This is a genomic window from Leifsonia sp. T36S-04, from assembly GCF_042465655.1.
In the GTDB taxonomy this organism is placed as follows: Bacteria; Actinomycetota; Actinomycetes; order Actinomycetales; family Microbacteriaceae; genus Leifsonia.
Genome location: NZ_CP146286.1, coordinates 559869 through 583088, shown reverse-complemented (window position 1 = coordinate 583088; position 23220 = coordinate 559869). Strand labels below are relative to the sequence as shown.

The 23220-nt window shown below is 69.9% G+C and carries 17 protein-coding genes; 4 read left to right on the top strand and 13 right to left on the bottom strand.

Features of this window, described 5'->3' with window-relative positions; translation table 11 throughout:
• Nucleotide 1: 1 nt before the first annotated feature.
• Complete coding sequence (locus P3F85_RS02855) at nucleotides 2–349, bottom strand: response regulator (RefSeq protein ID WP_374009745.1); 348 nt, start codon at nucleotides 347–349, stop codon at nucleotides 2–4.
• A gap of 181 nt (nucleotides 350–530) precedes the next feature.
• On the opposite strand from P3F85_RS02855, the gene P3F85_RS02850 reads away from it, so the two are divergent.
• Nucleotides 531–1481 carry a hypothetical protein gene (locus P3F85_RS02850; RefSeq protein ID WP_374009744.1) on the top strand — a complete coding sequence of 317 codons (951 nt, stop codon included), beginning with the start codon at nucleotides 531–533 and terminating at the stop codon, nucleotides 1479–1481.
• Nucleotides 1482–1975: 494 nt separating this feature from the next.
• On the opposite strand, the gene P3F85_RS02845 is transcribed toward P3F85_RS02850, so the two are convergent.
• Nucleotides 1976–3790, bottom strand: coding sequence for an ABC transporter ATP-binding protein (locus tag P3F85_RS02845; RefSeq protein ID WP_374009743.1), 1815 nt, complete (start codon nucleotides 3788–3790; stop codon nucleotides 1976–1978).
• A complete protein-coding gene (locus tag P3F85_RS02840) occupies nucleotides 3787–5619 on the bottom strand; it encodes an ABC transporter ATP-binding protein (RefSeq protein WP_374009742.1) in 1833 nt (610 codons plus the stop codon). Before P3F85_RS02840 ends, P3F85_RS02845 begins: the two co-directional genes overlap by 4 nt.
• Before the next feature lie 355 nt (nucleotides 5620–5974).
• On the opposite strand from P3F85_RS02840, the gene P3F85_RS02835 reads away from it, so the two are divergent.
• Entirely contained in the window at nucleotides 5975–7318 is a 1344-nt protein-coding gene (locus tag P3F85_RS02835) for an MFS transporter (RefSeq protein WP_374009741.1), read from the top strand.
• On the opposite strand, the gene ddaH is transcribed toward P3F85_RS02835, so the two are convergent.
• The 8 genes from ddaH to sucC form a co-directional block, all read right to left on the bottom strand.
• Complete coding sequence (gene ddaH / locus P3F85_RS02830) at nucleotides 7302–8501, bottom strand: dimethylargininase (protein WP_374009740.1); 1200 nt, start codon at nucleotides 8499–8501, stop codon at nucleotides 7302–7304. The genes P3F85_RS02835 and ddaH overlap by 17 nt on opposite strands.
• A 24-nt stretch (nucleotides 8502–8525) precedes the next feature.
• Nucleotides 8526–9581, bottom strand: coding sequence for a Glu/Leu/Phe/Val dehydrogenase dimerization domain-containing protein (locus P3F85_RS02825; protein ID WP_374009739.1), 1056 nt, complete (start codon nucleotides 9579–9581; stop codon nucleotides 8526–8528).
• 104 nt (nucleotides 9582–9685) lie between these two features.
• Complete coding sequence (gene purH, locus P3F85_RS02820; RefSeq protein WP_374009738.1) at nucleotides 9686–11266, bottom strand: bifunctional phosphoribosylaminoimidazolecarboxamide formyltransferase/IMP cyclohydrolase; 1581 nt, start codon at nucleotides 11264–11266, stop codon at nucleotides 9686–9688.
• Complete coding sequence (gene purN / locus P3F85_RS02815) at nucleotides 11263–11856, bottom strand: phosphoribosylglycinamide formyltransferase (protein WP_374009737.1); 594 nt, start codon at nucleotides 11854–11856, stop codon at nucleotides 11263–11265. The genes purH and purN overlap by 4 nt, the downstream gene beginning before the upstream one ends.
• 65 nt (nucleotides 11857–11921) lie before the next feature.
• Nucleotides 11922–13214 carry a DUF6350 family protein gene (locus tag P3F85_RS02810; RefSeq protein ID WP_374009736.1) on the bottom strand — a complete coding sequence of 431 codons (1293 nt, stop codon included), beginning with the start codon at nucleotides 13212–13214 and terminating at the stop codon, nucleotides 11922–11924.
• 55 nt (nucleotides 13215–13269) lie between these two features.
• Entirely contained in the window at nucleotides 13270–14655 is a 1386-nt protein-coding gene (locus P3F85_RS02805; protein WP_374009735.1) for a hypothetical protein, read from the bottom strand.
• A gap of 147 nt (nucleotides 14656–14802) precedes the next feature.
• Nucleotides 14803–15690, bottom strand: a complete 888-nt coding sequence (sucD, locus tag P3F85_RS02800; protein WP_018191900.1) for a succinate--CoA ligase subunit alpha — start codon at nucleotides 15688–15690, stop codon at nucleotides 14803–14805.
• A gap of 16 nt (nucleotides 15691–15706) precedes the next feature.
• Complete coding sequence (sucC, locus tag P3F85_RS02795) at nucleotides 15707–16870, bottom strand: ADP-forming succinate--CoA ligase subunit beta (RefSeq protein WP_374009734.1); 1164 nt, start codon at nucleotides 16868–16870, stop codon at nucleotides 15707–15709.
• Between the two features lie 245 nt (nucleotides 16871–17115).
• On the opposite strand from sucC, the gene P3F85_RS02790 reads away from it, so the two are divergent.
• On the top strand, nucleotides 17116–18741 hold the full coding sequence (locus P3F85_RS02790; RefSeq protein ID WP_374009733.1) for a hypothetical protein: 1626 nt from the start codon (nucleotides 17116–17118) through the stop codon (nucleotides 18739–18741).
• A gap of 57 nt (nucleotides 18742–18798) precedes the next feature.
• Nucleotides 18799–19635, top strand: coding sequence for an oxygenase MpaB family protein (locus P3F85_RS02785; protein WP_374009732.1), 837 nt, complete (start codon nucleotides 18799–18801; stop codon nucleotides 19633–19635).
• Here the strand turns inward: P3F85_RS02785 and P3F85_RS02780 are convergent.
• Entirely contained in the window at nucleotides 19632–20678 is a 1047-nt protein-coding gene (locus P3F85_RS02780; protein WP_374009731.1) for an FUSC family protein, read from the bottom strand. The genes P3F85_RS02785 and P3F85_RS02780 overlap by 4 nt on opposite strands.
• Complete coding sequence (locus tag P3F85_RS02775) at nucleotides 20675–23200, bottom strand: ATP-dependent helicase (protein ID WP_374009730.1); 2526 nt, start codon at nucleotides 23198–23200, stop codon at nucleotides 20675–20677. Before P3F85_RS02775 ends, P3F85_RS02780 begins: the two co-directional genes overlap by 4 nt.
• Nucleotides 23201–23220 lie beyond the last annotated feature (20 nt).

The following is a 23220-nucleotide window of genomic DNA, read 5'->3' as shown; positions in this document are numbered from 1 at the left end:
CTTACCTTAGCAGGCTGCGGATCGCCTCACCGGTCAGCTCCTCCTTGTTGATGAACCCCTCTGCGCCGCTGTCCTCGACGCGTCTTCCGTAGTCGGTCGCGGAGCGGCTCGACGTGAGCACGACGGCGGCGCCGGTCGCGCGGACCGCGGTCACGATGTCGAAGCCACTGGCGTCCGGAAGGCCGACATCGAGCAGGACGATGTCGGGGAAGAGACGCCTGCTCAGCTCCACCCCGCCGGCCGCAGTGCCGCTGTCCCCGACCACCGTGAACCGTTCCAGGCGCAGCAGCTCGGCTGCCTGGGTGCGGAACCGTTCGTGGTCGTCGACGATCACAACGCGGAGGGACATGTGCCCATCTTCACCGCACCGGCACGGTCATTCATCCGTGCCTCCACGCATTCGGAATGAGGTGGCCCCCCGGATGTGGGTCATCTGCATACTGGACGAGTATGTGAGCCAACCTCATCAACCCGAACGATGAGGTCGCCGGCCACCCGAAGGCCGCCGAGAACCACCCGAGGAGAGTGCGATGTCCATCGCGACCCGAACCGCCGACCCGACCGGCCCCGACGCGTTGAGCGCCGTGACCGGGGCGGTCGCGGTGGACAGCCTCCCTTCGCGTCCACACACCCCCGAAGTCTCGCCGTCGGCGGCCGTCGTCGTGATCGACCTGCCACGTGTCGCGCAGCGGTTCCGTGCACTCCAGGCGGCACTGCCGTGGATGGACGTGGCCTACGACGTCTGCGCGCTCGCGCATCCCGCACTCGTCTCCCTCCTCGCTGAGGACGGTGCGGGCTTCGTCGTCTCGCACGGGTCCGGACTCGCAGCGCTCGAACGGGCCGGAGCCGACCCCGCCCGGGTCCTCCACGCGCCGCTCTTCGCGCACCGGCCGGAGCGCCGCACCGCCTGGGAGGCCGGGGTGCGGAGATTCGTGGTGGAGGACGCACGCGACCTCGACGACTTCACGGCCGCCCCCGCGGGCACCTCGGTGTTCCTCCGACTGAACGGGTATGCCGCAGTCGAGGCCGCGGTCCGCGCACAGTCGCTCGGAGTGGCCGTCGCGGGGCTGTCCCTGCGGCCTCCGCTCGGCTACGGCTCCCGCGAGGTCCTCGACGCGGTTCAGGATGCGGTGCGCACCGGCAGGCGGATTGCCTCAGCGACCGGCCGCCGGCTGCCGGCGCTCGACCTCGGGGACGCGTTCGCCTCCCTGTCCACTCGACCGGAACACGCGGCCCAGCTGGGGCGGAGCATCCGAGCGCTGGTCGCACCTGCCACGTCGCACATCCGAATCTCCGCGTCCGCGGGCCGCGCCGTCGCTGCGGACGCGATCACCATCGTCACGGGCACCGCGGAACGGTTCGCCGACGCCGCGACCGCCAGCGAATACATCGACGCCGGCGCGGAGGTCCTCGTCCTCCGCCGGCCACGCCGCATCCTGCGCCCGTCCCGGACGCGCACCACCTGGTCCCCGGTCGGCTGACTCAACCCCTCGCCCGCCGGAGACAGGCGGCGGGGACCGCCGGGTTCTCCCTGCGGTCCCCGCCGGAACACATCCAGTTAGAAGTGCTCCAACCGCCGGAGACACGGCCTTCCGCTTCGCCTACTGAATCGTCACGCGCGCGTCACGATTCAGCCCTCCGTACGTCCTCACTGATGAGCGCGTTTGTAGCCGCCGTCATTGGCCGGCGCAAACGCCTCGCACCGTTCGAGGACGAACTTTGGGGAAGAAACAAGAATCACCACAGGTGGCCGCTTTCGTGACGCCCGTAGCCACGGTCCTCAGCATGATCTGCATCGTGGCGATGGTTTGGGCGCGCCGAGGCGACCGGTCTCGGTGGTAGGTACCACTTCCCGCCATCGGCGGGATCGCGTTGGCGTTCGGCGTATCGCTCGCGATCACTTCCGCGAGCCTGCCGTAGCGAGCAGGGCGGCAGCGTGTCGCTGTCGCCCTGCTCACGTGTGGCTAGCGCCCGTTCACACCAGCGAGTCGCGCCAGGCCGCGTGCAGCTGGGCGAAGCGTCCCGTGCCAGCGATGAGGTCGTCCGGCGTGCCGTCCTCGACGACGCGGCCGTGCTCCATCACCAGGACGCGGTCGGCGATCGCCACGGTGGAGAGACGGTGCGCGATGATCACGGCCGTCCGGTCCGCCAGCAGCGTCTGCAGAGCCTCCTGCACCAGCCGCTCGCTCGGGATGTCCAGCGAACTGGTGGCCTCATCCAGGATGAGCACCGCCGGGTCGGCGAGGAACGCCCGCGCGAACGAGATCAGCTGGCGCTGCCCCGCGGAGACCCGGCCACCGCGCTTGTTCACGTCGGTGTCGTACCCGTTCGGCAGCCCCTCGATGAACTCGTGGGCGCCGACCGCGGTCGCTGCATGCACGATCTCCTCGCGCGTCGCATCCGGCTTGCCGAGGGCGATGTTGTCGGCGACCGAGCCGCTGAACAGGTACGCCTCCTGCGTGACCATCACGATCGCCCGGCGCAGGTCCTTCGGGTGCAGGTCGCGCAGATCCACGCCGTCGAGCTGGACGGATCCTTCGCTCGGGTCGTAGAACCGCGAGATCAGCTTCGCCAGCGTCGACTTGCCCGCGCCCGTCGAACCGACGAGCGCGACCGTCTGGCCGACCGGAAGGTCGAGGGTGAACTCCGGCAGGATGACGCGGTCCTCCTTGTAGGCGAAGCTCACGTGGTCGAACCGCACGTGCCCTTGCGCCGACCACAGGTCGACCGGCTTCACCGGATCCGGAACGCTGGGCTCCTCCTCGAGGACACCCGAGATCTTCTCGAGCGCCGCGGCCGCCGACTGGTAGGAGTTGTAGAACATCGCCATCTCCTCCATCGGGTCGAAGAAGCGGCGTGTGTACAGCAGGACCGCGAGCAGCACGCCGATCGCGAGCTGGCCGTCCGCGACCCGGAAGCCGCCGACCAGGAGCACGACACCGACGGTCACGTTGCCGATCATCACGAGGCCGGGGTCGAAGATCCCGAACAGCTGGATGACACGGGCGTTGACGTCGCGGTACTCCTCGACCAGTCCGCCGAACTCCTTCTCGTTGCGCTTCTCCTTGCGGAACGCCTTGACGGCGCGGATGCCTGTCATCGTCTCCACGAAGTGCACGATCAGCTTCGCGGACGCCACCCGCGAGATGCGGAACAGCACCTGCGAGCGCTTCTGGAACCAGCGCGTGAGGAAGTACAGCGGAATCAACGAAGCCAGCAGCACGACTCCACTCGTCCAGTCGATCGTGAACAGCGCGATCGCGATGAACAGCATGTAGAGGAAGCCCTGGACCAGCTGGTTGATGCCCGAGTCGAGCAGCTCCCGGATGGAGTCCAGGTCGCTCGTCTGCCGCGAAATGATCCGGCCGGACGTGTACGACTCGTGGAACTCGAGCGACAGCCTCTGCGTGTGCAAGAACACCCGCTTCCGCAGATCGATCAGGATGGCCTGGCTGATCCGCGCGCTCAGCACCGTGTACCAGGCGATCAGTCCGGCGCCGATGATGCCGGTGATCAGGTACGCGATGCCGGCCGCGGCGAGCGGGAACCAGTCCTGCTTGAGCAGTGCCGGCAGGCCGTTGTCAATGCCGTACGCGATGATGGCCGGGCCCGCCACCTGGGCGGCCGTGCTCACCACGACCACGATGGCGGTCAGCCACAGCCGCGTCCGAAGCGGGTGCAGCAGCGAGCCGAGCAGCCGCAGCGAGCGGCGGCGGACCTGCCGGCTCTCCTGCTTGCTGAGGTCGTTGCGCTCTTCGCCTTCGACGCCCAGAACGGTCGTGGTGCTCACAGGTTCACCTCCTCGAGGATTTCATCGTTCTCCTCGTCCTCCAGGCTGGAGATGACGAAGCGGTAGTGCTCGCTGGTCGCGAGCAGGTCGTGGTGGGTGCCGACGGCGGTCACGCGACCGTCTTCGAGCAGGGCCACCCGGTCGGCGAGCATCACCGTGGACGGGCGGTGCGCGACGATGAGGGCGGTGGTGGACGCGAGGACACGTCGCAGAGCTGCCTCCACGAGTGCCTCGGTGTCGACGTCGAGAGCCGACAGCGGGTCGTCGAGCACCAGGATGCTGGGGTTCGCGGCGACTGCGCGGGCGAGGGCGAGCCGCTGACGCTGGCCGCCGGACAGGCTGAGCCCCTCCTCGCCGACCTTGGTCTCGACGCCCTCGGGCAGGTCGTACACGAAGCCGGCCTGCGCCACCTCCAGGGCCTCGGTGAGCACGCGCTCGGCCTCGGCCGACGCGGGGTCCAGGTCGTCCCGTCCGAGCAGGACGTTGTCCCGCACCGACGCGGAGAAGAGGGTCGCGTCCTCGAACGCCATCGCGATCGCCTTACGGAGGTCGTACCGGGTGAGGTCGCGTACGTCCACCCCATCCACCTTCACCGCTCCGCCGGTCACGTCGTAGAGACGCGTCGTCAGTGCGGTCAGGGTGGACTTGCCGGAGCCGGTCAGGCCGACGAGGGCCATCGTCTCCCCCGGACGCACGGTCAGGCGGATGCCGTCCAGCAGATCGGGGAAGCGCTCCGGCGAGTCCTGGTAGCGGAAGTGAACGTCGTCGAAGACGAGCTCGCCCCGCGGTTCGGTGATCTTCGCTGGCGTGACCGGGTCGGTGATCGTGTTGACCTCATCCATCACCTCGAAGAAGCGGTCGGCCGCGGTGCGCGTGTCGAACGTCATCGAGAGGAGGAAGCCGATCGACTCGATCGGGAACCGCAGCACGGTCGCCGTGGCGAAGAACGCCACCAGCTCGCCGACCGACAGCTGCCCCTGCGACGCCAGCCAGACGCCGACGACGAGCGAGATGCCGAAGGCGATGTCGGGGATCAGCAGCAGCCACAGCCAGATGCCGGCGATCGCCTTCGCCTTCTCGATCTCGGTGCCGCGCAACTGCTCGGCCCGTGATTCGAAGCTCTTCAGCGCGTGCTTGCCGCGCCCGAACGCCTTGAGCACGCGGATGCCGTGCACCGACTCCTCGACCGCGGTCGCGAGGTCGCCCGCCTGGTCCTGGCTGCGCCGCGCGATGATCGAGTACTTCTTCTCGAACAGGAAGCCGTAGATCCACAGCGGGATGGAGCACACCAGGAAGATCAGGCCGAGGATCCAGTTCCAGCCGATCAGGATGGCGAACCCGACCACGATCGTGACGACGTTGACCACCAGCAGCACGATGCCGAAGGAGAGCCAGCGGCGGATCATGCTCAGGTCGCTGACCGCGCGGGAGAGCAGCTGACCGCTCGGCCAGCGATCGTGGAACGCGACCGGCAGGTCTTCCAGCTGCTCGTACAGGGCATTGCGCATGCGCGCCTCGACGTGGGTGCCGGGCGTGAGCACGAACCAGCGACGCAGCGAGATGAAGACGGCCTCGGCGGCGCCGAGCCCGACCACCAGGAGCGCGGCCGGCCACACCGCTGACGCATCGCCCGTCGAGAGCGGGCCGTCGACCAGCCAGCGCAGCACCTGCGGGATGGTCAGCGCGACCAGACTGGCGAGCAGCGCGGCGACCATACCGAGCACGATGCGGGGCGCGGCGGACTTGGCGAACGGCAGGATGCGCAGCAGGGTGCGCACGGTGCCGGTCCGCTGGGTGTCGTTCTTCTTCTGTGCCGTGGCGACAGACATGGGTGTTCCGTTTTCTGTGAGTGATCCGACATGGAGTCGGCGGCGGACACGCGGACGAGTCGCCGGAGGTCCGCCGACGGTGGCAGACCTTGTGAGGAGGATGCGCGCGGGGCGCGCAGGTGGAGGCTGGGCCTACCGACCGGACGGTCGGCGGCGGGCCGCAAGGGCGGCGACGGACCCGGGCACGGTGGTCTTTCGTGCGGTCTCGATCGTCGTCATGGCGTCCTCCCAGCCTCGATGAATTCGTCCTCTGTGCCGCAACAAGGCAGCCCTACAGAATATTGCCAGGTTGACGGCTAACGCAACACTTTTCTTGGCGGAAGCGATGTCGGACCCGCCGCGTACGGTGTCGGGCATGGGTAGAGGAGCCGTGGCATGGCTGTGCTTGGTGCAGTTCGTCGACGTGCTCGGGGTGACGAGCGCGACGACCGCGATTCCGGCCATCCTGGAGGGTGTGGGAGCGCCGGCGTCGGCCGCCGGCCCGCTCGCCACCGTGTACGCGATGTTCTTCGGAGGGGTCCTGATCCTGGGCGCCCGGCTGGGCGACCGGTTCGGGCACCGGCGCATCCTGCTGACGGGCATCGGGATGTTCGGGGCGGTCTCCGTCTTGGGCGCGACGGCCGCGCTGTGGGGCGGCGCGGCGTTGGCCGTCGTGCTCATCGCTCGTGCGTTGCAGGGAGCGGCAGCGGCGCTGTCCGTCCCGTCCGCGCTGCGGCTGCTGCTCGCAGCCACGCCCGAGGAGTCGCGACGGCACGGAGCCCTCGCCGCGTGGAGCGCGACCGGCGCGGCCGCCGGCGCCTCCGGCTTCCTCGTCGGCGGCCTCCTGGTGCAGGCGTTCGCCTGGCCGGCGGTCTTCTGGGTGAATCTGCCGCTCGCGGCCGGTCTGCTCGCCGGGATCGCCCTCACGGTCCGTCACCGAACGGAGCCGACCGAACGGGTGCCGCTGGACCTGCCGGGTGCTGCGCTGCTGATCCTCGCCGTCATGGCGGTCATCGCGGGGGCGGCGTGGCTGGAGCAGCCGTCCACCCTGATTCTGGGCGTCGGTGCGCTGGTTGCGGGCTTGGTGCTGGCCGCTCTCCTCGTCGCGCGATTGCGGACGGCGCGCGCACCGCTCATCCCGGCCGCGGCCTTCGGCTCGCGCCCGCTCCGGCACGGCACCGCGCTCTCCTTCGTCAACACCGCGACGACCAGCTCCACCGCGGTGCTCGCGACGCTGTTCCTCCAGCAGCGTCTGGGCCTCGACCCGGTCGCGACCGGACTGACCCTGATGGCATTGAGCGTCGCGGTGATCCTGACCTCCACCACGACGCGCTGGCTGCTCGCGCGGCTGAGCGCCTACGCCGTCAGCGGGATCGGCATCGGCCTGATCGCGCTCGGCTGCCTCCTGCTGGCGCTCACGGTCGGGACGTGGTGGGGCGTCCTCGTCGGCGTGGCACTCGCGGGCGCAGGCCTCGGCCTCTCGTCGGTCGCCGCGACGACCATCGGGACGACCGTGCCGGAGGAGCTGGCGGGCAGCGCCAGCGGCATCCTCAACACCGGCGCCCAGCTGGGTACCGCGCTCGGCACCTCTGCGCTGGTGCTGGTGGCCTCACTCGCCGGAGTCGGAGCGGGCTGGCTCGCTGCCGCCGTGATCGCCGCTGTGACGGCCGTCTGGTGCCTGCTCCCCCGGCAGGAGCGTGGGCTCAGCGGATCCGGATAGACAGGCAGGTGACGCAGCCCTCGAGCTTCTCGAACTCCGAGATGTCGACCTGGATGACGGTGTAGCCGAGGCTTTCGACCAGCGCCACCGACTGCGGAGCCGACGACGACATGAGCACGGTGTCGTCCGCGAGCACCACGACGGCGGTGCCATGCGCCTCGGGGACCGGGAGGAAGCGCTCGAAGATGCGCGGCTCGTCCACGATCGGCTCGTACCCGATGACCGTGCCGTCGGGCAGCGCCGTGACGGCCGTCTTCAGGTGCAGCGCCTTCGTGATCGGAACCGCGACCACGGAGTAGCCGAGCGGCGTCACGATCGCGCGCAGCTGGCGGATGCCCTCCGCGTTCGTGCGACCGCCCCGGCCGACGTAGACGGTGGAGCCGACCTTGAGGACGTCGCCGCCGTCGAGCGTTCCGGGAGCTTCGATGCGCTCGAGGCGCAGCCCCTGTGCCCGCAGCGCGGCCTCGGTGCCGGCGGGCTCCTCCTGGCGGGATTCCGCGCCGGGCAGGGCGATCACGGCGGTGTCGCCGAAGACGACCGCGGTGTCCTCGACGAAGACGGAGTCGGCGAGGCGATCGGCGCTGGCGACCTCGACCGTCTGCCAGCCCGCGCCCGAGAGGGCAGCGACATAGGCGTCCCACTGCTTGTCGGCGAGCTCGGTGTCCACCGGCTCGCGGTCGATGTGCGTCGTCAGGCCGTCGGCGAGGTTGGCCGCCGGGATGCGCACGAGCGCAATCCGCCGTTCGGCGCGTTCTCCGCTGTCGATCGCCCGGTACACGGCGTAGCCGGCGGTCGGGAACGCGATGGCGACCGCCAGCCAGAACGGCAGATTGATGCCGATGAACGACTGGAACAGCTGCCCCCAGGCGGCGCCCGAGAGGGTGACGTTGAGCACGGTGAAGAGGATCAGCGTGCCGAGCAACGTGCTCACGAGAGCGAGCACGATGCCCGTCACGACGGCGATCCACCGTCGGTCCATCGCGCCGAGGAGCGCGGCCCCGAAGCCGAGCACCAGGGCCACCACCGTGTTCCATCCCACATACGGCGTCGTGGTGGCGAGCGCCCCCGAGTTCAGCTGGCTGGCGACGAGGATCACGAACGTCGATGCGACGAACGCGACCGCGGCGACAGCGACGGCGGAGGAGATGGATGCGACGAGGCGGCGGCCCCAGGAAGACGTCATGGGATCCAACCTAGCGGAGCGCCGCTATGCGTTTGCTGGCTCCCGCAGGCGCGCGAGCGCGAGCTCCTCCGCGGCCTGCAGGGTGGTGACACCGCGCTCGTCGGCCGCGCGGAAGATCTCCGCGATCGTGTCGCCGATGCGCTCCACCCGCTCCTGCACCGCAGAGGCATCGACGCCGGGCTCGCTCATCATGTCGAGGAAGATGACGCCGCCCGCATTGACGACGAAGTCCGGGGCCCACAGGATGCCGCGCGCAGCGAGCCGCTCGGCCCCCGACCGGTGTGCCAGCTGGTTGTTGGCCGGTCCGACGACCGCCGCGACCCGCAGCTCGTCGATCACCCGGTCGGTCAGGACACCGCCGACGCCGGCGGGGACGAAGAGGTCGCCCTCGACCCGGTGCGCCTCCTCCGGCTCGACCCAGGTGGCCCCGAGGGCCTCGGCCAGCGCCCGCTTGGCCGGGTTCACATCCGTGACCGTCAATACGGCGCCCTCGGCGGCCAGACGCATCGCGATGATCGAGCCGACATGGCCCAGTCCGAGCACCGTGACCCGGCGGCCGGCGACGGAGCGGGTGCCGAAGGAACGCTCGAGCGTAGCGAGCAGGCCCGCGTACACGCCTGCCGCGGTCGCGTCGCTGGGCTCCCCGACCCCGCCCTCCGACGGCGGCAGACCGCAGACGTGCGCGGTCCGGCCGGCGACCACGGACATGTCCTCGGCGCTCGTGCCGACATCCTCGGCGGTCATGTAGCTGCCGCCGAGCGTCTCGACCGCATCGCCCAGATCGAGCATCGCCTCGAACCGTTCGGTCGGCGTCAGGACCGTGCCGCGCGGCAGGTAGATGACCGCCTTGCCGCCGCCGCGGTTCAGGCCTGCGGCGGAGTTCTTGAGGGTCATTCCCTCGGCCAGCCGCAGCGAGTCGGCCACCGCCTCCTGCCACGAGTCGTACGTCCACACCCGGCAGCCGCCCAGGGCGGGGCCGAGAACGGTGGAGTGGACCGCGATGCTGATGGTGAGACCGCTCCGCCTCCCCTTCACCACGTGCAGTGTTTCGTGCGGCAGATTTTCGGGCAGGACAGACATCGGTGTCTCCTCGTGGGATCGCGGTGAAAAGGTATGGCGGTCTTGTGGACCGCCGTCCATTCTCCCGCGCGACCGCCCAGGAAGCAACGGCGGCGCGGCCGCGCTCAGTGGAAGAAGTGCCGCTCCCCGGTGAAGTACATGGTCACACCGGCCGCCTTCGCCGCCTCGACGACCTCCTCGTCGCGGATGCTGCCGCCCGGCTGGACGATGGCGCGCACGCCGGCGTCGATGAGGATCTGCGCTCCGTCGGCGAACGGGAAGAAGGCGTCCGATGCCGCGACTGAGCCCTGTGCGCGATCACCCGCGCGGCTGACGGCGAGGTGGCACGAGTCGACGCGGTTGACCTGGCCCATGCCGACGCCGACGGAGGCGCCGTCGTGGGCGAGCAGGATGGCGTTGGACTTCACCGCACGGCAGGCCTTCCAGGCGAACTCCAGATCGGCGCGGGTGGCGGCGTCGGCCTCTTCGCCCGCGACCAGCGTCCACCCCGCCGAGGAGAACTCGGTGAACCGGTCGCTGTCCTGGACCAGCACGCCGCCCGAGATCTGCCGGAACTCGGTCAGCGAGCGGGCGTAGTCCTCCGGCAGCTGCAGGATGCGCAGGTTCTTCTTCGTCTGCAGCAGTTCGAGCGCAGCGGGCTCGTAGCCCGGGGCGATGAGCACCTCGGTGAAGATGCCCTTCACGGTCTCCGCCATCGCGAGCGTCACCGTGCGGTTCGCGGCGATCACGCCGCCGTACGCCGACACCGGGTCGCACTCGTGCGCCTTGCGGTGCGCCTCGGCGATGTCCTCAGCGACGGCGATGCCGCACGGGTTCGCGTGCTTGATGATCGCGACCGCCGGCTCGGCGAAGTCGTACGCGCTGCGCAGGGCGGCGTCCGCGTCGACATAGTTGTTGTACGACATCTCCTTGCCGCCGAGCTGGGTCGACTGCGCGATGCCGCGCCCGGCCGGGTCCGCGTACAGAGCGGCGGCCTGATGCGCGTTCTCGCCGTAGCGGAGCGTCTGCTTGAGCTCGGCGCGAGCCTCCCAGCGTTCGGGGAAATCGTCGGTCGACGGCGTCTGCCCGGCGAACCAGGCGGCGACGGCGCCGTCGTACGCGGCCGTGTGCGCGAACGCCTTCGCCGCGAGGTCGCGCCGCTGGTCGAAGGTCGTGCCTCCCGTGGCGACCGCGGCCGTGATGGCGGAGTAGTCCTCCGGCGACACGACGATGGCGACGTTCGCGTGGTTCTTCGCCGACGCCCGGACCATCGCCGGTCCCCCGATGTCGATCTGCTCGACCACGTCGTTCCCGACAGCGCCGGAGGCGACCGTCTCCACGAACGGATACAGGTTCACGACGACGAGCTCGAACGGTTCGATGCCGAGGTCTTTCAGCTGCTCCTCGTGCGACGCCAGACGCAGGTCGGCCAGCAACCCTGAGTGGATGGCCGGGTGCAGTGTCTTGACGCGTCCATCCAGCGACTCGGGGAAACCGGTGACACTGGCCACATCCGTCACCGCGTAGCCCGCGTCGCGGATCGTCTGAGCGGTCGAACCGGTGGAGACGAGTTCTACGCCCGCGTCGGCGAGGGTCTTCGCCAGGTCGACCAGGCCGCTCTTGTCGCTGACGGAGATCAGCGCCCGGCGGATCGGGACGAGGTCCCGCTCGCGGTATGTGCTGGCGTCGTGACGGGGTCCGCTCATGCTCGGGCTAGCTCCTCGAGGTCGATGTGTCCGTTGGCGATGTCGAGGACGGCGTCGATCAGCAGCCGTCGCTCCACGGGTTTGATGCGTTCGTGCAGCGCGGCCTCGGAGTCCCCGGGCAGCACCTCCACGCGCTCCTGGCTGATGATCGGCCCCGCGTCGACTCCGTTGTCGACGATGATGAGGCTCGCACCGGTCTGCGTGACGCCCGCGGCGAGCGCATCCCGCACCGCGTGGGCGCCCGGGAACTCGGGCAGGTATGCGGGGTGCGTGTTCAGGAGGTCGGGCGAAAGCGCATCCACCACCCGCGGCGGCACGAGGCGCATGAAGCCGGAGAGGATGGTGAGGTCCGGCTCCCACTGCTGGATCTGCTCCAGCAGCGCGTCGCCCCACTCCTCGCGGCTCGGATACGACGTGTACGGGACGGTGAAGGTGGGGATGCCGAAACGCTCGGCGTGCTCGAAGCCGTCCGCATCGCGGTCGGCGCCGACGGCCACGACCCGCGCCGGGAACTCGGCGTCTTCGGCCGCCTCCAGCAGTGCGCGCAGGTTGGAGCCACCGCCGGAGATCAGCACGACAATCGAGAGCACGCGTCCAGCCTAGCGGCGGTCGGAGGCGGCCGAATGCGCGGCCCGTAGCGTCAGCGCACGGGGCCTCAGCGGTGGGTGCGGCCTCCGGCGACGAGCCCGATGATCGCGGCGACGGCGACCTCGGCCGCGGCGAGCGCCCCGACCAGCCACGGGTTCGGGCCGACGTCGTGCAGCCGGCCCGGGCCCAGGGCGCCGGACGACCACCAGGCCAGCAGCCCCAACTGGATGCCGGCGACCAGCCCGAGGCCGAGGGCGGTCAGGATGCGCGAACGCAGGTCCGTCAGTCCACTCCCGGACGCATCCACCCGGGATCGCAGCAGCACGGCGGCGAGGAAACCCGCGAGGAGCGGCACGACGAGCCCGACGAGACCGAACGCGAGGCCGCCGGGAGGAATGACTCCGAACACAGGAAGCCCCGGGAGCGGGCCGAGGTCGGTGCCGAGCGGCCCGACCGATGAACCCGTCCCGATCGCGAACCCGGGACCGACGAGCCACGACGCGATCCACACGACCAGGTTCGGGAGGATGGCGAGCTGACCCACCGTCAGCGCCGCGCCGCCCGCGACCCCGCTCTGCAACTGCTCGTACAGGCTGATGATCGTGCCGTAGTGGCCGAAGATGAGGAGCGCGAGGATGAGGGCTGCGACGCCGATGACGATCGCGGTCGCCGCCGTACCGGCGCGGAGCGCGGCCGCCGCTCCCAGCCGGAGCCGCTCCGGGGCGGCCAGGATGCGGGTGGGGGCGCGCAGCGCAGACAGCACCGCGGGAGCGGCGGAGCCGGACGCGGGAACGGCAGACGTCGTCTCCGCAGTGTCCGAACCGGCCCGGCCGATGAGATCCTCCCCCGGCCCTCGCAGCGCGGCGAACCCGAAGCCGACGGCGATCCCCAGGCCGTATACGAACGGCGGCAGCACGATCCCCTGCCAGATCGACGGCTGCACGACGGCAGAGCCCGAGGAGAGCACGACGAGCGTGGAGATCACCGCGAAGGCGGCGAGGGCGCTGACCGCTCCCACCAGGCGCTGATCCGTCTCCGCTGCGCGCATCCCGGTCCGGACCCCCAGGCCGGCGGTCAGCGCAGCGAATCCGAGCAGAGCGATCGTCACCTGGAACGGCACGGCGGCTGCCGGAAGGCCCAGCTGGGCGACCGTCTGCGGATCGAGCGCAACGGTCAGGTTCACGCCGTGGCCGACGAGCCACACGTCCGCCGACGAACGCCAGACGACCGCGAAGTCGGCCCCCAGGTGGTACTGCGCCGCCCACAGGATGGTGATCGGCACGAGGCAGATCCCGAGGCCGATGGCGGCCACGATGAGCGCCTCCAGCGCGGCGAGAAGGGCGACGGTTGTGCGACTCATGACCGAAGGGAGCCTACCGGCGCGCGGCCGCGGCAGGCCGCCGACACTTCGGGACTCAGGAGACCGTCACGACCGGTGTCTCCTCGTCCGCCTCCGCAGGGACCGTGATGACCGGACGCTGCAACAGCTCCAGGATGGCGACGACGAGCACCGCGAGGACGAGCGTCCAGATGATCAGTGACGGCGTGAGCGGCCGGACGAAGAGCACGATGGCGGCCGCGATCACGGCCACCGCGGCCCGGAGGAGCGTGCGCTGGGCGTACATCCACTCGCCCGCGCGCCCCGTCGTGATGCCGTGGCGCTCCGCAGACGCGCGCACCCACTCGACGCCCGAACCGAAGAACCCGCGCAGGCGCTGCGGCACGCGGAACGGGCCCGCCAGCCAGGCGACGATGGCGACGGCGATGGCCAGAACGAGAACCGCGACGGCCGTGTCGATCATGGCGTCGGTGACGGTGGAGTACAGGGTGCGCGCGAGGGTCGACGGCACCAGTGCCGGCGAGGCCGACGCGACGAACACGAGCCTGCCGACCCCGAGCGCGGCCAGGGTCAGCGCCATCGCCAGTCCCAGCGCGACGGCCGCCCAGACCAGGGCGAGCGAGCGCCGGCGGGCGACAAGCACCCCGAGGGCGAGCAGTCCGATCGCCACCCACGGCAGCCACGCGCCCGCGGCGATGGCCAGGCCGTAGAACAGCTGCAGCGTCGGGATGGACGAATTCTGAGCAACCGTGATGGTGCGATCGACCGTGGGGATCTGGGACGCGAACGTGAGCCCCTGATCCACCAGCAGCACTTTCACCCGGTCGATGATCGGGGCGAGCTGGATGCCGACCGATCCGTCGGAGCCGACCGTGATCGCCGCTTTCGGGCTGTTCTGCATTGTGGCGATCAGTTGGTCGTGACTGGTGCGCAGCGCCTGCTGCCACACCTGGGCGAAGGCGTCGGAGGCGACGAATCGCTGGATCGTGGACTGCATCAGCGACACGATCCCCTGGGCCAGCGGCGCCTTCAGCGACTCGAGCGCCTTGGTGGCGACCGGTCCGGTCCCCAGTTCGGTGATCCCGTCGACCACCTGCGACGTGATCTTCGGGATGTCGACGTTCTCCTGCACCGCCTTCACGGCCTGATCGGTGACGAACGCCTGCACGTCGGGGTCATGCGCGAGCGGTGCGTACGTCGCGACGAAGGAATCGGTGTCGGTCAGCTGCGCCTTCGCCCACGTCGATACGACGGCGACCGGTGCCAGGATCGCGCCCACGACGATGAGGACCGTCGCCAGCAGCGTCCACGCCCAGCTTCGCCGGTGCGGCACCACGACGTCCGCGGCCGGTGTGACGGGTACGGTCTCCGCATCCGCCCCGGCCCGCTGACGCAGGGACGCGTTCTCCTCTTCGAGCGCGGCGATGCGCTGCAGCAGTTCGGTGTTCGTCAGGCGTGCCATCTCGCCCCCTTCCGGCGACCCGGTGGGCACACTGTAACGCCGACGGGGTGGCGTGCGGGAGGGAGTAGTTGCGGCAGGAACGACGGGAGGCCGGGACCCGTGCGGTCCCGGCCTCCTGCCGTGCGATGTCGTGGTTACGCGTGCGGACTACAGAGCGGCGTAGACCTCCCGCAGCAGCTCGGCGGTCTCGGACGGCGTCTTGCCGACCTTGACGCCTGCGGCCTCCAGCGCTTCCTTCTTGGCCTGCGCGGTGCCCGCGGAGCCGGAGACGATGGCGCCGGCGTGGCCCATGGTCTTGCCCTCGGGGGCGGTGAAGCCGGCCACGTAGCCGACGACCGGCTTGGTCACGTTCGCCTTGATGAAGTCGGCGGCACGCTCCTCGGCGTCGCCGCCGATCTCGCCGATCATCACGATCGCCTTGGTCTCGGGATCGGCCTCGAAGGCGGCGAGCGCATCGATGTGGGTCGTGCCGATGACCGGGTCGCCGCCGATTCCGATGGCGGTCGAGAAGCCCAGGTCGCGCAGCTCGTACATCATCTGGTAGGTCAGCGTGCCCGACTTGGAGACCAGGCCGATCGGACCCTTGCCCGTGATCGTCGCCGGGGTGATGCCGACGAGCGACTCACCTGGCGTGATGATGCCGGGGCAGTTCGGGCCGATGATCCGGGTCTTGTTGCCCTTCTCCTTGGCGTAGGCCCAGGCCTCGGCCGAGTCCTGCACCGGGATGCCCTCGGTGATGACGACGAGGAGCGGGATCTCGGCGTCGATGGCCTCGACCATCGCGTCCTTCGCGAACGCCGGCGGCACGAAGATGATCGACACGTCTGCGCCGGTCTTCTCGATCGCCTCGACGACGGTGCCGAACACCGGCAGCTCCACGTCGCCGTGGGTGACGGTGGTGCCCGCCTTACGTGCGTTCACGCCACCGACGACCTGGGTGCCCGCCTTCAGCATCAGCGCCGTGTGCTTGGTGCCCTCGCCGCCGGTGATGCCCTGGACGATGACCTTGGAATCCTTGTTGAGGAAGATAGACATAGTTTTCGTCCTTCGCTTACTTCGCGGCCAGCTCGGCGGCCTTGTCGGCGCCTTCGTCCATGGTGAGCGCGAGGGTGACCAGCGGGTGGTTCGCGTCCTTCAGGATGCGGCGGCCCTCCTCCACGTTGTTGCCGTCGAGACGGACGACCAGCGGCTTGTTGGCCTCGTCGCCGAGGATCTCGAGGGCCTTCACGATGCCGTTCGCGACGGCGTCGCACGCCGTGATGCCGCCGAAGACGTTCACGAAGACGCTCTCGACCTGCGGGTCGTTCAGGATGACATCCAGCCCGGCCGCCATCACCTCGGCGGACGCGCCGCCGCCGATGTCGAGGAAGTTCGCGGGCTTGACGCCCTTGTGCTTCTCGCCGGCGTACGCAACGACGTCCAGCGTCGACATGACCAGGCCCGCACCGTTTCCGATGATCCCGACCTGACCGTCCAGCTTCACGTAGTTGAGGTTGGCCTTCTTGGCCTTGGCCTCGAGAGGATCGGCGGCGTCCTTGTCCTCGAGCGCCTCGTGCTCGGGGTGGCGGAAGTCGGCGTTCTCGTCGAGCGTGACCTTGCCGTCGAGGGCGATGATGTCGCCCTCCTCGGTCAGCACCAGCGGGTTGACCTCGACCAGGGTCGCGTCTTCGCCGGTGTAGACCTCGTACAGCTTCACGAAGACGTCGGCGACCTTCTCGACCAGGTCGTCCGGGAATCCGGCCGCGGTGGCGATCTCGACGGCCTTGGCATGGTCGACGCCGCCGCGCGGGTCGACCTCGATGCGGGCGAGGGCCTCGGGCTTCTCGACGGCGAGCTGCTCGATCTCCATGCCGCCCTCGACACTGGTCAGCGAGAGGTACGAGCGGTTGGCCCGGTCCAGGAGCACGGAGAAGTAGAACTCGCGGGCGATGCGTGCGCCACCGGCGACCATGACGCGGCGGACCACGTGGCCCTTGATGTCCAGGCCCAGGATCGCCTTCGCGGCCTCCTCGGCCTCGTCCGGGTTCTTGGCGACCTTCACGCCGCCCGCCTTGCCGCGTCCGCCGACCTTCACCTGCGCCTTGACGACGGTGACGCCGCCCAGCTTCTCGGCCGCTGCTCGCACCTCCTCCGGAGTGTCCGCGACGATGCCCGGAAGCACCGGGACCCCGTACTTCTCAAACAGGTCTCTGGCCTGGTACTCGTATAGATCCACGGTTATCCAATCCGCTGGTGGTCCGGTGCGCTTGGTACGCTGCCGGCTGATTTCTCCGGGCGGTCCGACGCGAGATTAGCTCGACGCCGAGATAAATTCGCCAGGGAGAACTTTAGCGCGTCCGCCTGTACGGGCCGTAACCGCCGCCCGTCCGACGACTGTCCACAGCCTGTCTCGGGATGCGGTTCTCCACGGATTCGACGACTCCCGGCCGACGTGACCCCCGCCGCCACGACGGTGGAGTCATGACCCACCGACCCTTCACTTTCATCACCGCGGTGAGCCTTGTCGGGCTCGCCGTCTTCCTCGGCATCCTGCAGAGCCTCTTCGCAGCGGCGGCGCCCTCCCGGGCACTCACGGGCGACGGGCGCGGGCCCGGCTACCTGTCATCCGACGGCTGGTGGCTCGGCGCCTACCACTTCGACGACGGTGCTCTCGGGTTCTGCCTCAACGCCGGCAAACTCGCGCCCGTCGGACTCCAGTACAGCTACGCCGACCCGGCAGGGATGGGGTGGTGGACGGCGGAGCAGTCCGCTGTCTTCGCCTACATCTCCCGCACGTGGGCCGGCAGCGGGGACCGGCTGACGGCGGGAGCCGGCCAGCTCGCGACCTGGATGTACGCCGGCATGTCGGACGTCGACGCGCAGAACCACGCGGGCCGCGCGGGAGCAGACACAGACGCCGTCTACGCGCGCGCACTGCAGATGCTCGCCGAAGCGAAGCAGCGCGGCTCGACCGGCGTGCGCGCCGCAATTGTGGCCGAACTGGCGGACACCGGGCCCGGCCGGGTGCGCGTCGAACTGACGGTCGACCGCCTCTCCGGTCCCGAGCTCCTGCCCGCCGGCGCCCACTCCGTGACGATCACCCTCCAGGGCGCGACCTTCGCCGACGGAACGGCCACGGCGTCCATCCGGTCGGGCACCGACGTGCCCATCGTCCCGGCGGATAGCGGCTCGACGGTGTCCGTCAGCGCCTCGGCGACGGCGTCCGGCCTGCCGTACGGAAAGGACGTCACGGTGGCCCTTCCGACCGTCGACGCGCAGGCGATCCTCATCGCGCGATCCTCGACGGTATCGGCCGCCGCGAATACGACGGCCACTGGCCCATCGCCTCTGCCGTTCCAGCCGATCGTCCAGACGGAGACGAGCACTCCGGTGGCCGAACCCGGCGCAGCGATCTCCGATCGATTGACGGTGGGCGTCCGAGAAGGCGACGGCCTGCTGCCCACGTGGGGAGTCCGACCGACCGCGGACGGTCTCGCCCCCGTCCCCGCGGTGGTGCAGAGCACCCTCTACGGACCGTTCACTGACCCCATCGTCCCGTCCGGGGAACCGCCCGCCGGGGCGCCGAGCGTGTGCACGGTCGAGACAGCGGTCGACGGCGCCGGCGAGTACACGACTCCGTCCTGCATCATCCCCGCCGCGGGGTACTACGTGTGGACGGAGCGGATCGACCCGTCGCGGACGGCTGCCGAGGACGGAGGCGCGCGGCTGAAGCCGTGGACGTCGACGTTCGGTGTTGCCACCGAGGTCACCAGGGCCGAAGCGCCCGTAGCCGCCCCTTCCGCTCCCCGAGAGGGCGCTCGCCCTGCGGCGACCGAGCTGGCCGACACCGGATCCGACGTCATCGTCCCGGCACTCGCCGGCGGAGGCGCGACCGCGGCCGGCGCCGGCCTCATCGCCGCCTCCGGCGTGCGGTCGAGGCGCACGAACAGTGGCCGCCGCGCGCGCCGTCCGCGTGGGCGCCGCGCCGGACTCGAGAACGCACGGATGGATTCAGCCGGGTTGGAGCGTCCGGGCCGCCTGCCGCGAGTCGGGGATCGGCGCCTCGCCGGGCCGCGCCGCGCCCGCTCCACGTGGGTCGGGCCATGAGCGGCCGCCCGGGCTTTCTCTCCGGTCCTTTGCAGGAGGACGAGACAGGATGTCGTCGTGCGCAGATCTCGCAGCAGACCCGTCGACGCGCACCAGATCGCGTCGGAGGCGCTGACGCTCGCCGGCGGTGGGCGAGCTCTGCTCCTGCAGATCGCACACCCAGCGGTCGGCCGAGGTGTCGTCGAGCACAGCGACTTCGCTTCGCGGCTCATGGACCGCTTCGACGGCACAATGCTCTACCTGACCGCGTCGATGTTCGGGACGGACGAGGAACTGCGGGCGATGCGCCGCATCGTGAACCGGGCCCATGCTCCCGTGAAGGCGGGCGAACCGGCCGAGGCTCCTGCGGTCTCGGGCCGGCCGTACAACGCCTACGACCCACAGCTCCAATTGTGGGTGGCCGCCACGCTCTACGAGACGATGATGAAGCTGCATGCGTTGGTCTTCGGCGAACTCACCGCCGACCAGGCGGATGCCGTGTACCGGGAATTCGTGGAGGCGCTCTCCAACCTGCAGCTCAGGGCGGACCGGTGGCCCGATTCGCGGGCCGCGTTCGACCTCTATTGGGTCGACATGGTGAAGCAGCTGAGGGTGGACGACGACGTGCGGGTGGTCGCGCGTCAGATCCTCTACCCCCGACACGTCCCCTGGTGGTGGCGGCCCTCGCTGCCGGCGGTGCGGCTCGTGACGGCCGGCCTCCTGCCCGCGAGCGTGCGGCGGGAGTTCCAGCTCCCCTGGAACGCGAGCAGGCAGCGACGCTTCGACCGCCTCATCCGCTGGACCGCGGTCGTGTACCCGCGCCTCCCGGCGAGGCTCCGCCACCTTCCGCGCGACCGGTACCGTGCAAAGCTCCGGCGGGCCGTGCAGCCGCGCGACCGGATCGGAACCGGCTAGGGGGCCAGCCCCCTGGCGCGTTCGATGCCCCGCGTCGCCAGCACCAGGACGATTCCGACCCCCGCTCCCAGGATCGTCTCCAGCACCCGATCCACGACCAGGGTGTTCAACGGTGCGGGGCTGGCCAAGTGCGACACCGAGAGCGCGAGGGGGGTGATGAACACGAGGGCCGCGCCATAGTGACGGGCCACGAGGATCTCGGCGAAGAACTGGCACACGACGATCACGCAGATCACCACCGCGGGAGATGGGGACCACGTCAGCAGTGCTGCGGTCACCAGGACCCCGACGATCGTGCCCACGATGCGGTGCAGCGAACGCGAGATCGAGTGGGCGGCCCGGGCGGGTGGGATCACCGCGACCAGACTGACCACCGCCCAATAGGCGTGACCGAACCCGAATGCGACGGCGATGCCGCCCGCGATCAGCACGCCGACGACGTTCTGCGCAACCGTGAGCCACACGCGCGGATCGCGGAGAGCCGCGAGGTCGACCTGCGGGCGACGGCGCAGATCGTTCACGAGGCCCGTTCGCGCCAGCGACCCCCGCGCAACGGCGGGGATGCGACGGATCGCCCAGCCGGACATCGTGAGCAGCCACGCGAAGGCGGCGGTGACAGCCGCGAGCGCGAGCCTCGGCAGGACATCGGCCGGCTGGGTCGGGATCGCCGCACAGACCAGCAGCGCGAAGACGAAGAACAACGCCTGAGGAGGCACCATCTGGAGCACGGTCACGAACACTGTCCCACCGCCGACCACGACGATGAGGGCGACCGCGACCAGCGGGAGCGGTTCTCCGGCGACCGCGAGAAGGGTGCCCGCCGCGACGCTCACCAACAGCGCGAGTGCAGCGGCGGTGAGCGTGCGGACTCGGAGCCGGTAGGGCTCGTTCCGCCCGTACAGCGCCGTGAAGGCACCGAAAGTGGCGTACGCGGTGAGATCGAGACGGCCTACCGCGAACAACAGGAACAGCGGCACGGCCACGGCGAGGGCCGCCCGCAGGCCGACCTCGAGATTCCTCGGGGCCGTGAAGCGGACCGTCACAGCTTGTCGATCGGCGCGATCTTGATGAGGAGCTTCTTCGCGCCCACCTTCTCGAACTGCACGTGCGCGACCCGCTTGGCGCCCTGCCCGGTGACCGCGGTGACCCGGCCGTCCCCGAAGTCGGCGTGCCGGATGCGATCGCCGGGAGCCAGCTCGAGATCGCCGTTGTCGCGCACTTTGCCGGTGACGCGGTTCGGCCACTCGGCCTTCGGCCTCTCCTGGCGGAACGTCGACGCCGCCAGGCTGTCGTTCCAGCCGCCGGACGCGCCGCCCGATCCGCCGCCCAGCCCCGGCCGGCGAGCGTTGAGCGCCCGCGACTGCGTTCCACCGCGGCCGTTCGCGGAACCAGGAGACTGTCGCCAGTCGATGAGGTCTGCCGGGATCTCTTGCAGGTAGCGGCTCGGCATCGCGACAGCGGTCTCGCCGAACTGTGCGCGGGTCATGGCGAGCGAGAGGAACAGTCGCTTCTTCGCACGCGTGATCCCCACATAGAACAGGCGCCGCTCCTCCGCCGGGCCGCCCGGTTCGTTGGCCGACATGCGGTGCGGGAGCAGGTCCTCCTCGATGCCGGTCAGGAACACGGCGTCGTACTCGAGGCCCTTGGCGGTGTGCAACGTCATGAGCGACACCGAGCCGCTGGAGTCGTCGATCTCGTCCGCCGCGGCCACCAGCGACACCTCCGTGAGGAAGTCGACCAGCGTTCCGTCCGGATTGTTGCGCGCGAACTCGCGAGTCACTGCCACCAACTCGTCCACGTTCTCGGCGCGCGCCTCATCCTGTGGGTCACGGCTGTTGCGAAGCACCTCGAGGTATCCGCTGCCGTCGAGCAGGAAGGTCAGCACATCGGCCACCGGCGAGACACCGGCCGGGTTCGACGGGTCGACCTTCGCCGCCGCCTCATCGAGCAGGCCGGACAGCTGCAGAATTGCGTTCGTCACCTTCGGACCGAGTCCGAGCGACGCCGCGTCGCGCATCGCCGCGCGGAACGAGAGTCCGTTGTCCTGCGCATAGCTCGCCAGCTGCGTCTCGGTCGCCGGGCCGATCCCGCGCTTCGGCGTGTTCAGGATGCGGCGCAACGCCAAGAAGTCGTCCGGATTGCTGACCGCGATGAGGTACGCCATGGCGTCCTTGATCTCGGCGCGCTCGTAGAACTTGGTGCCGCCCATCACCTTGTACGGCAGCGCCGACCGGATGAAAATCTCCTCCAGCGCTCGCGTCTGGGCATTGGTGCGGTAGAAGACCGCGATGTCCTTGTAGTCCATCCCGGCGCTGTGCAGCTTCTCGATCTCGTCCGCGACGAACTGCGCCTCGTCATGACCGGAGTAGCCGGTGTAGCCGACGATCTTCTCTCCGTCGCCCACCGCCGTCCACAACTTCTTGTCCTTGCGGTCGAAGTTGTTCGAGATGACGGCGTTGGCGGCGCTCAGGATGTTCTGCGTCGACCGGTAGTTCTGCTCCAGCAGAATCACCTTCGCGCCCGGGAAGTCGCGCTCGAACTCGACGATGTTCCTGATGTCGGCGCCCCGGAAGGCGTAGATGGACTGGTCGGAGTCTCCGACGACCGTGAGCGACGCGGCCGGGATGAGCCCGGCAGCATCGCGCAGCGGCCCGACATTGCGCCCGTGCTGCTCGAGCTCATCGACGATGTCCGGGGACACCGGCATCGTCAGCTCCCGGATCAGCGAGTACTGGGCGTGGTTGGTGTCCTGGTACTCGTCGACCAGGATGTGGCGGAACCGGCTCTGGTAGAGCGCTGCGACCCGCGGGAAGGCGCGGAACAGGAAGACCGTCTCGGCGATGAGGTCGTCGAAATCGAAGGCGTTCGCGCGGCGCAGCTCCCGCGTGTACTGCCGGAAGATCTCGAGGAACATCACCTCCTGCGGATCGCTCAGGTTGGCCGAACGGGCGTGGGTCTCGATGTCGGTCAGCTCGTTCTTCAGCTTCGAGATGCGGTTCGCCGCAGCGCCCACGGTGAAGCCGAGCGTGTCGGCGGACAGGTCTTTGATGATCCGCTTGAGGAGCGCGCGGCTGTCGCCGGAGTCGTAGATCGTGAAGCTCTGCGTCTTGCCGATCGTCTCCGCTTCGCGGCGGAGGATGCGGACGCATGCGGAGTGGAAGGTCGAGATCCACATCCCCTGCGCCCGGCCGCCGAGCAGCTGCTCGACGCGCTCCCGCATCTCGTTGGCGGCCTTGTTGGTGAAGGTGATTGCGAGGATCTCGCTCGGCCACGCCTCCCGGCTCTCGATGAGCCCGGCGATGCGGCGCGTCAGCACGCTGGTCTTGCCGGAACCCGCCCCGGCCACGATCAGGAGCGCCTGGCCCCGGTACTCCGCGGCTTCGCGCTGCTGCGGATTGAGCCCGGCGAAGAGCCTGTCGTTCGGCCCCCAGTGACCGGAGCCCGCCGAGCCGGAGCCCGCTCCCCCCGCGGCAGCGGCGCGCTCGGGGCCGTCGCCCTGCCACCCGTCCAGGATGATCGGGACGGAGGAGGGGGTGGTCTGCGGGGCGTCTGGGAGGCTCGTCATGTCTCAGACGATTTTAGTCG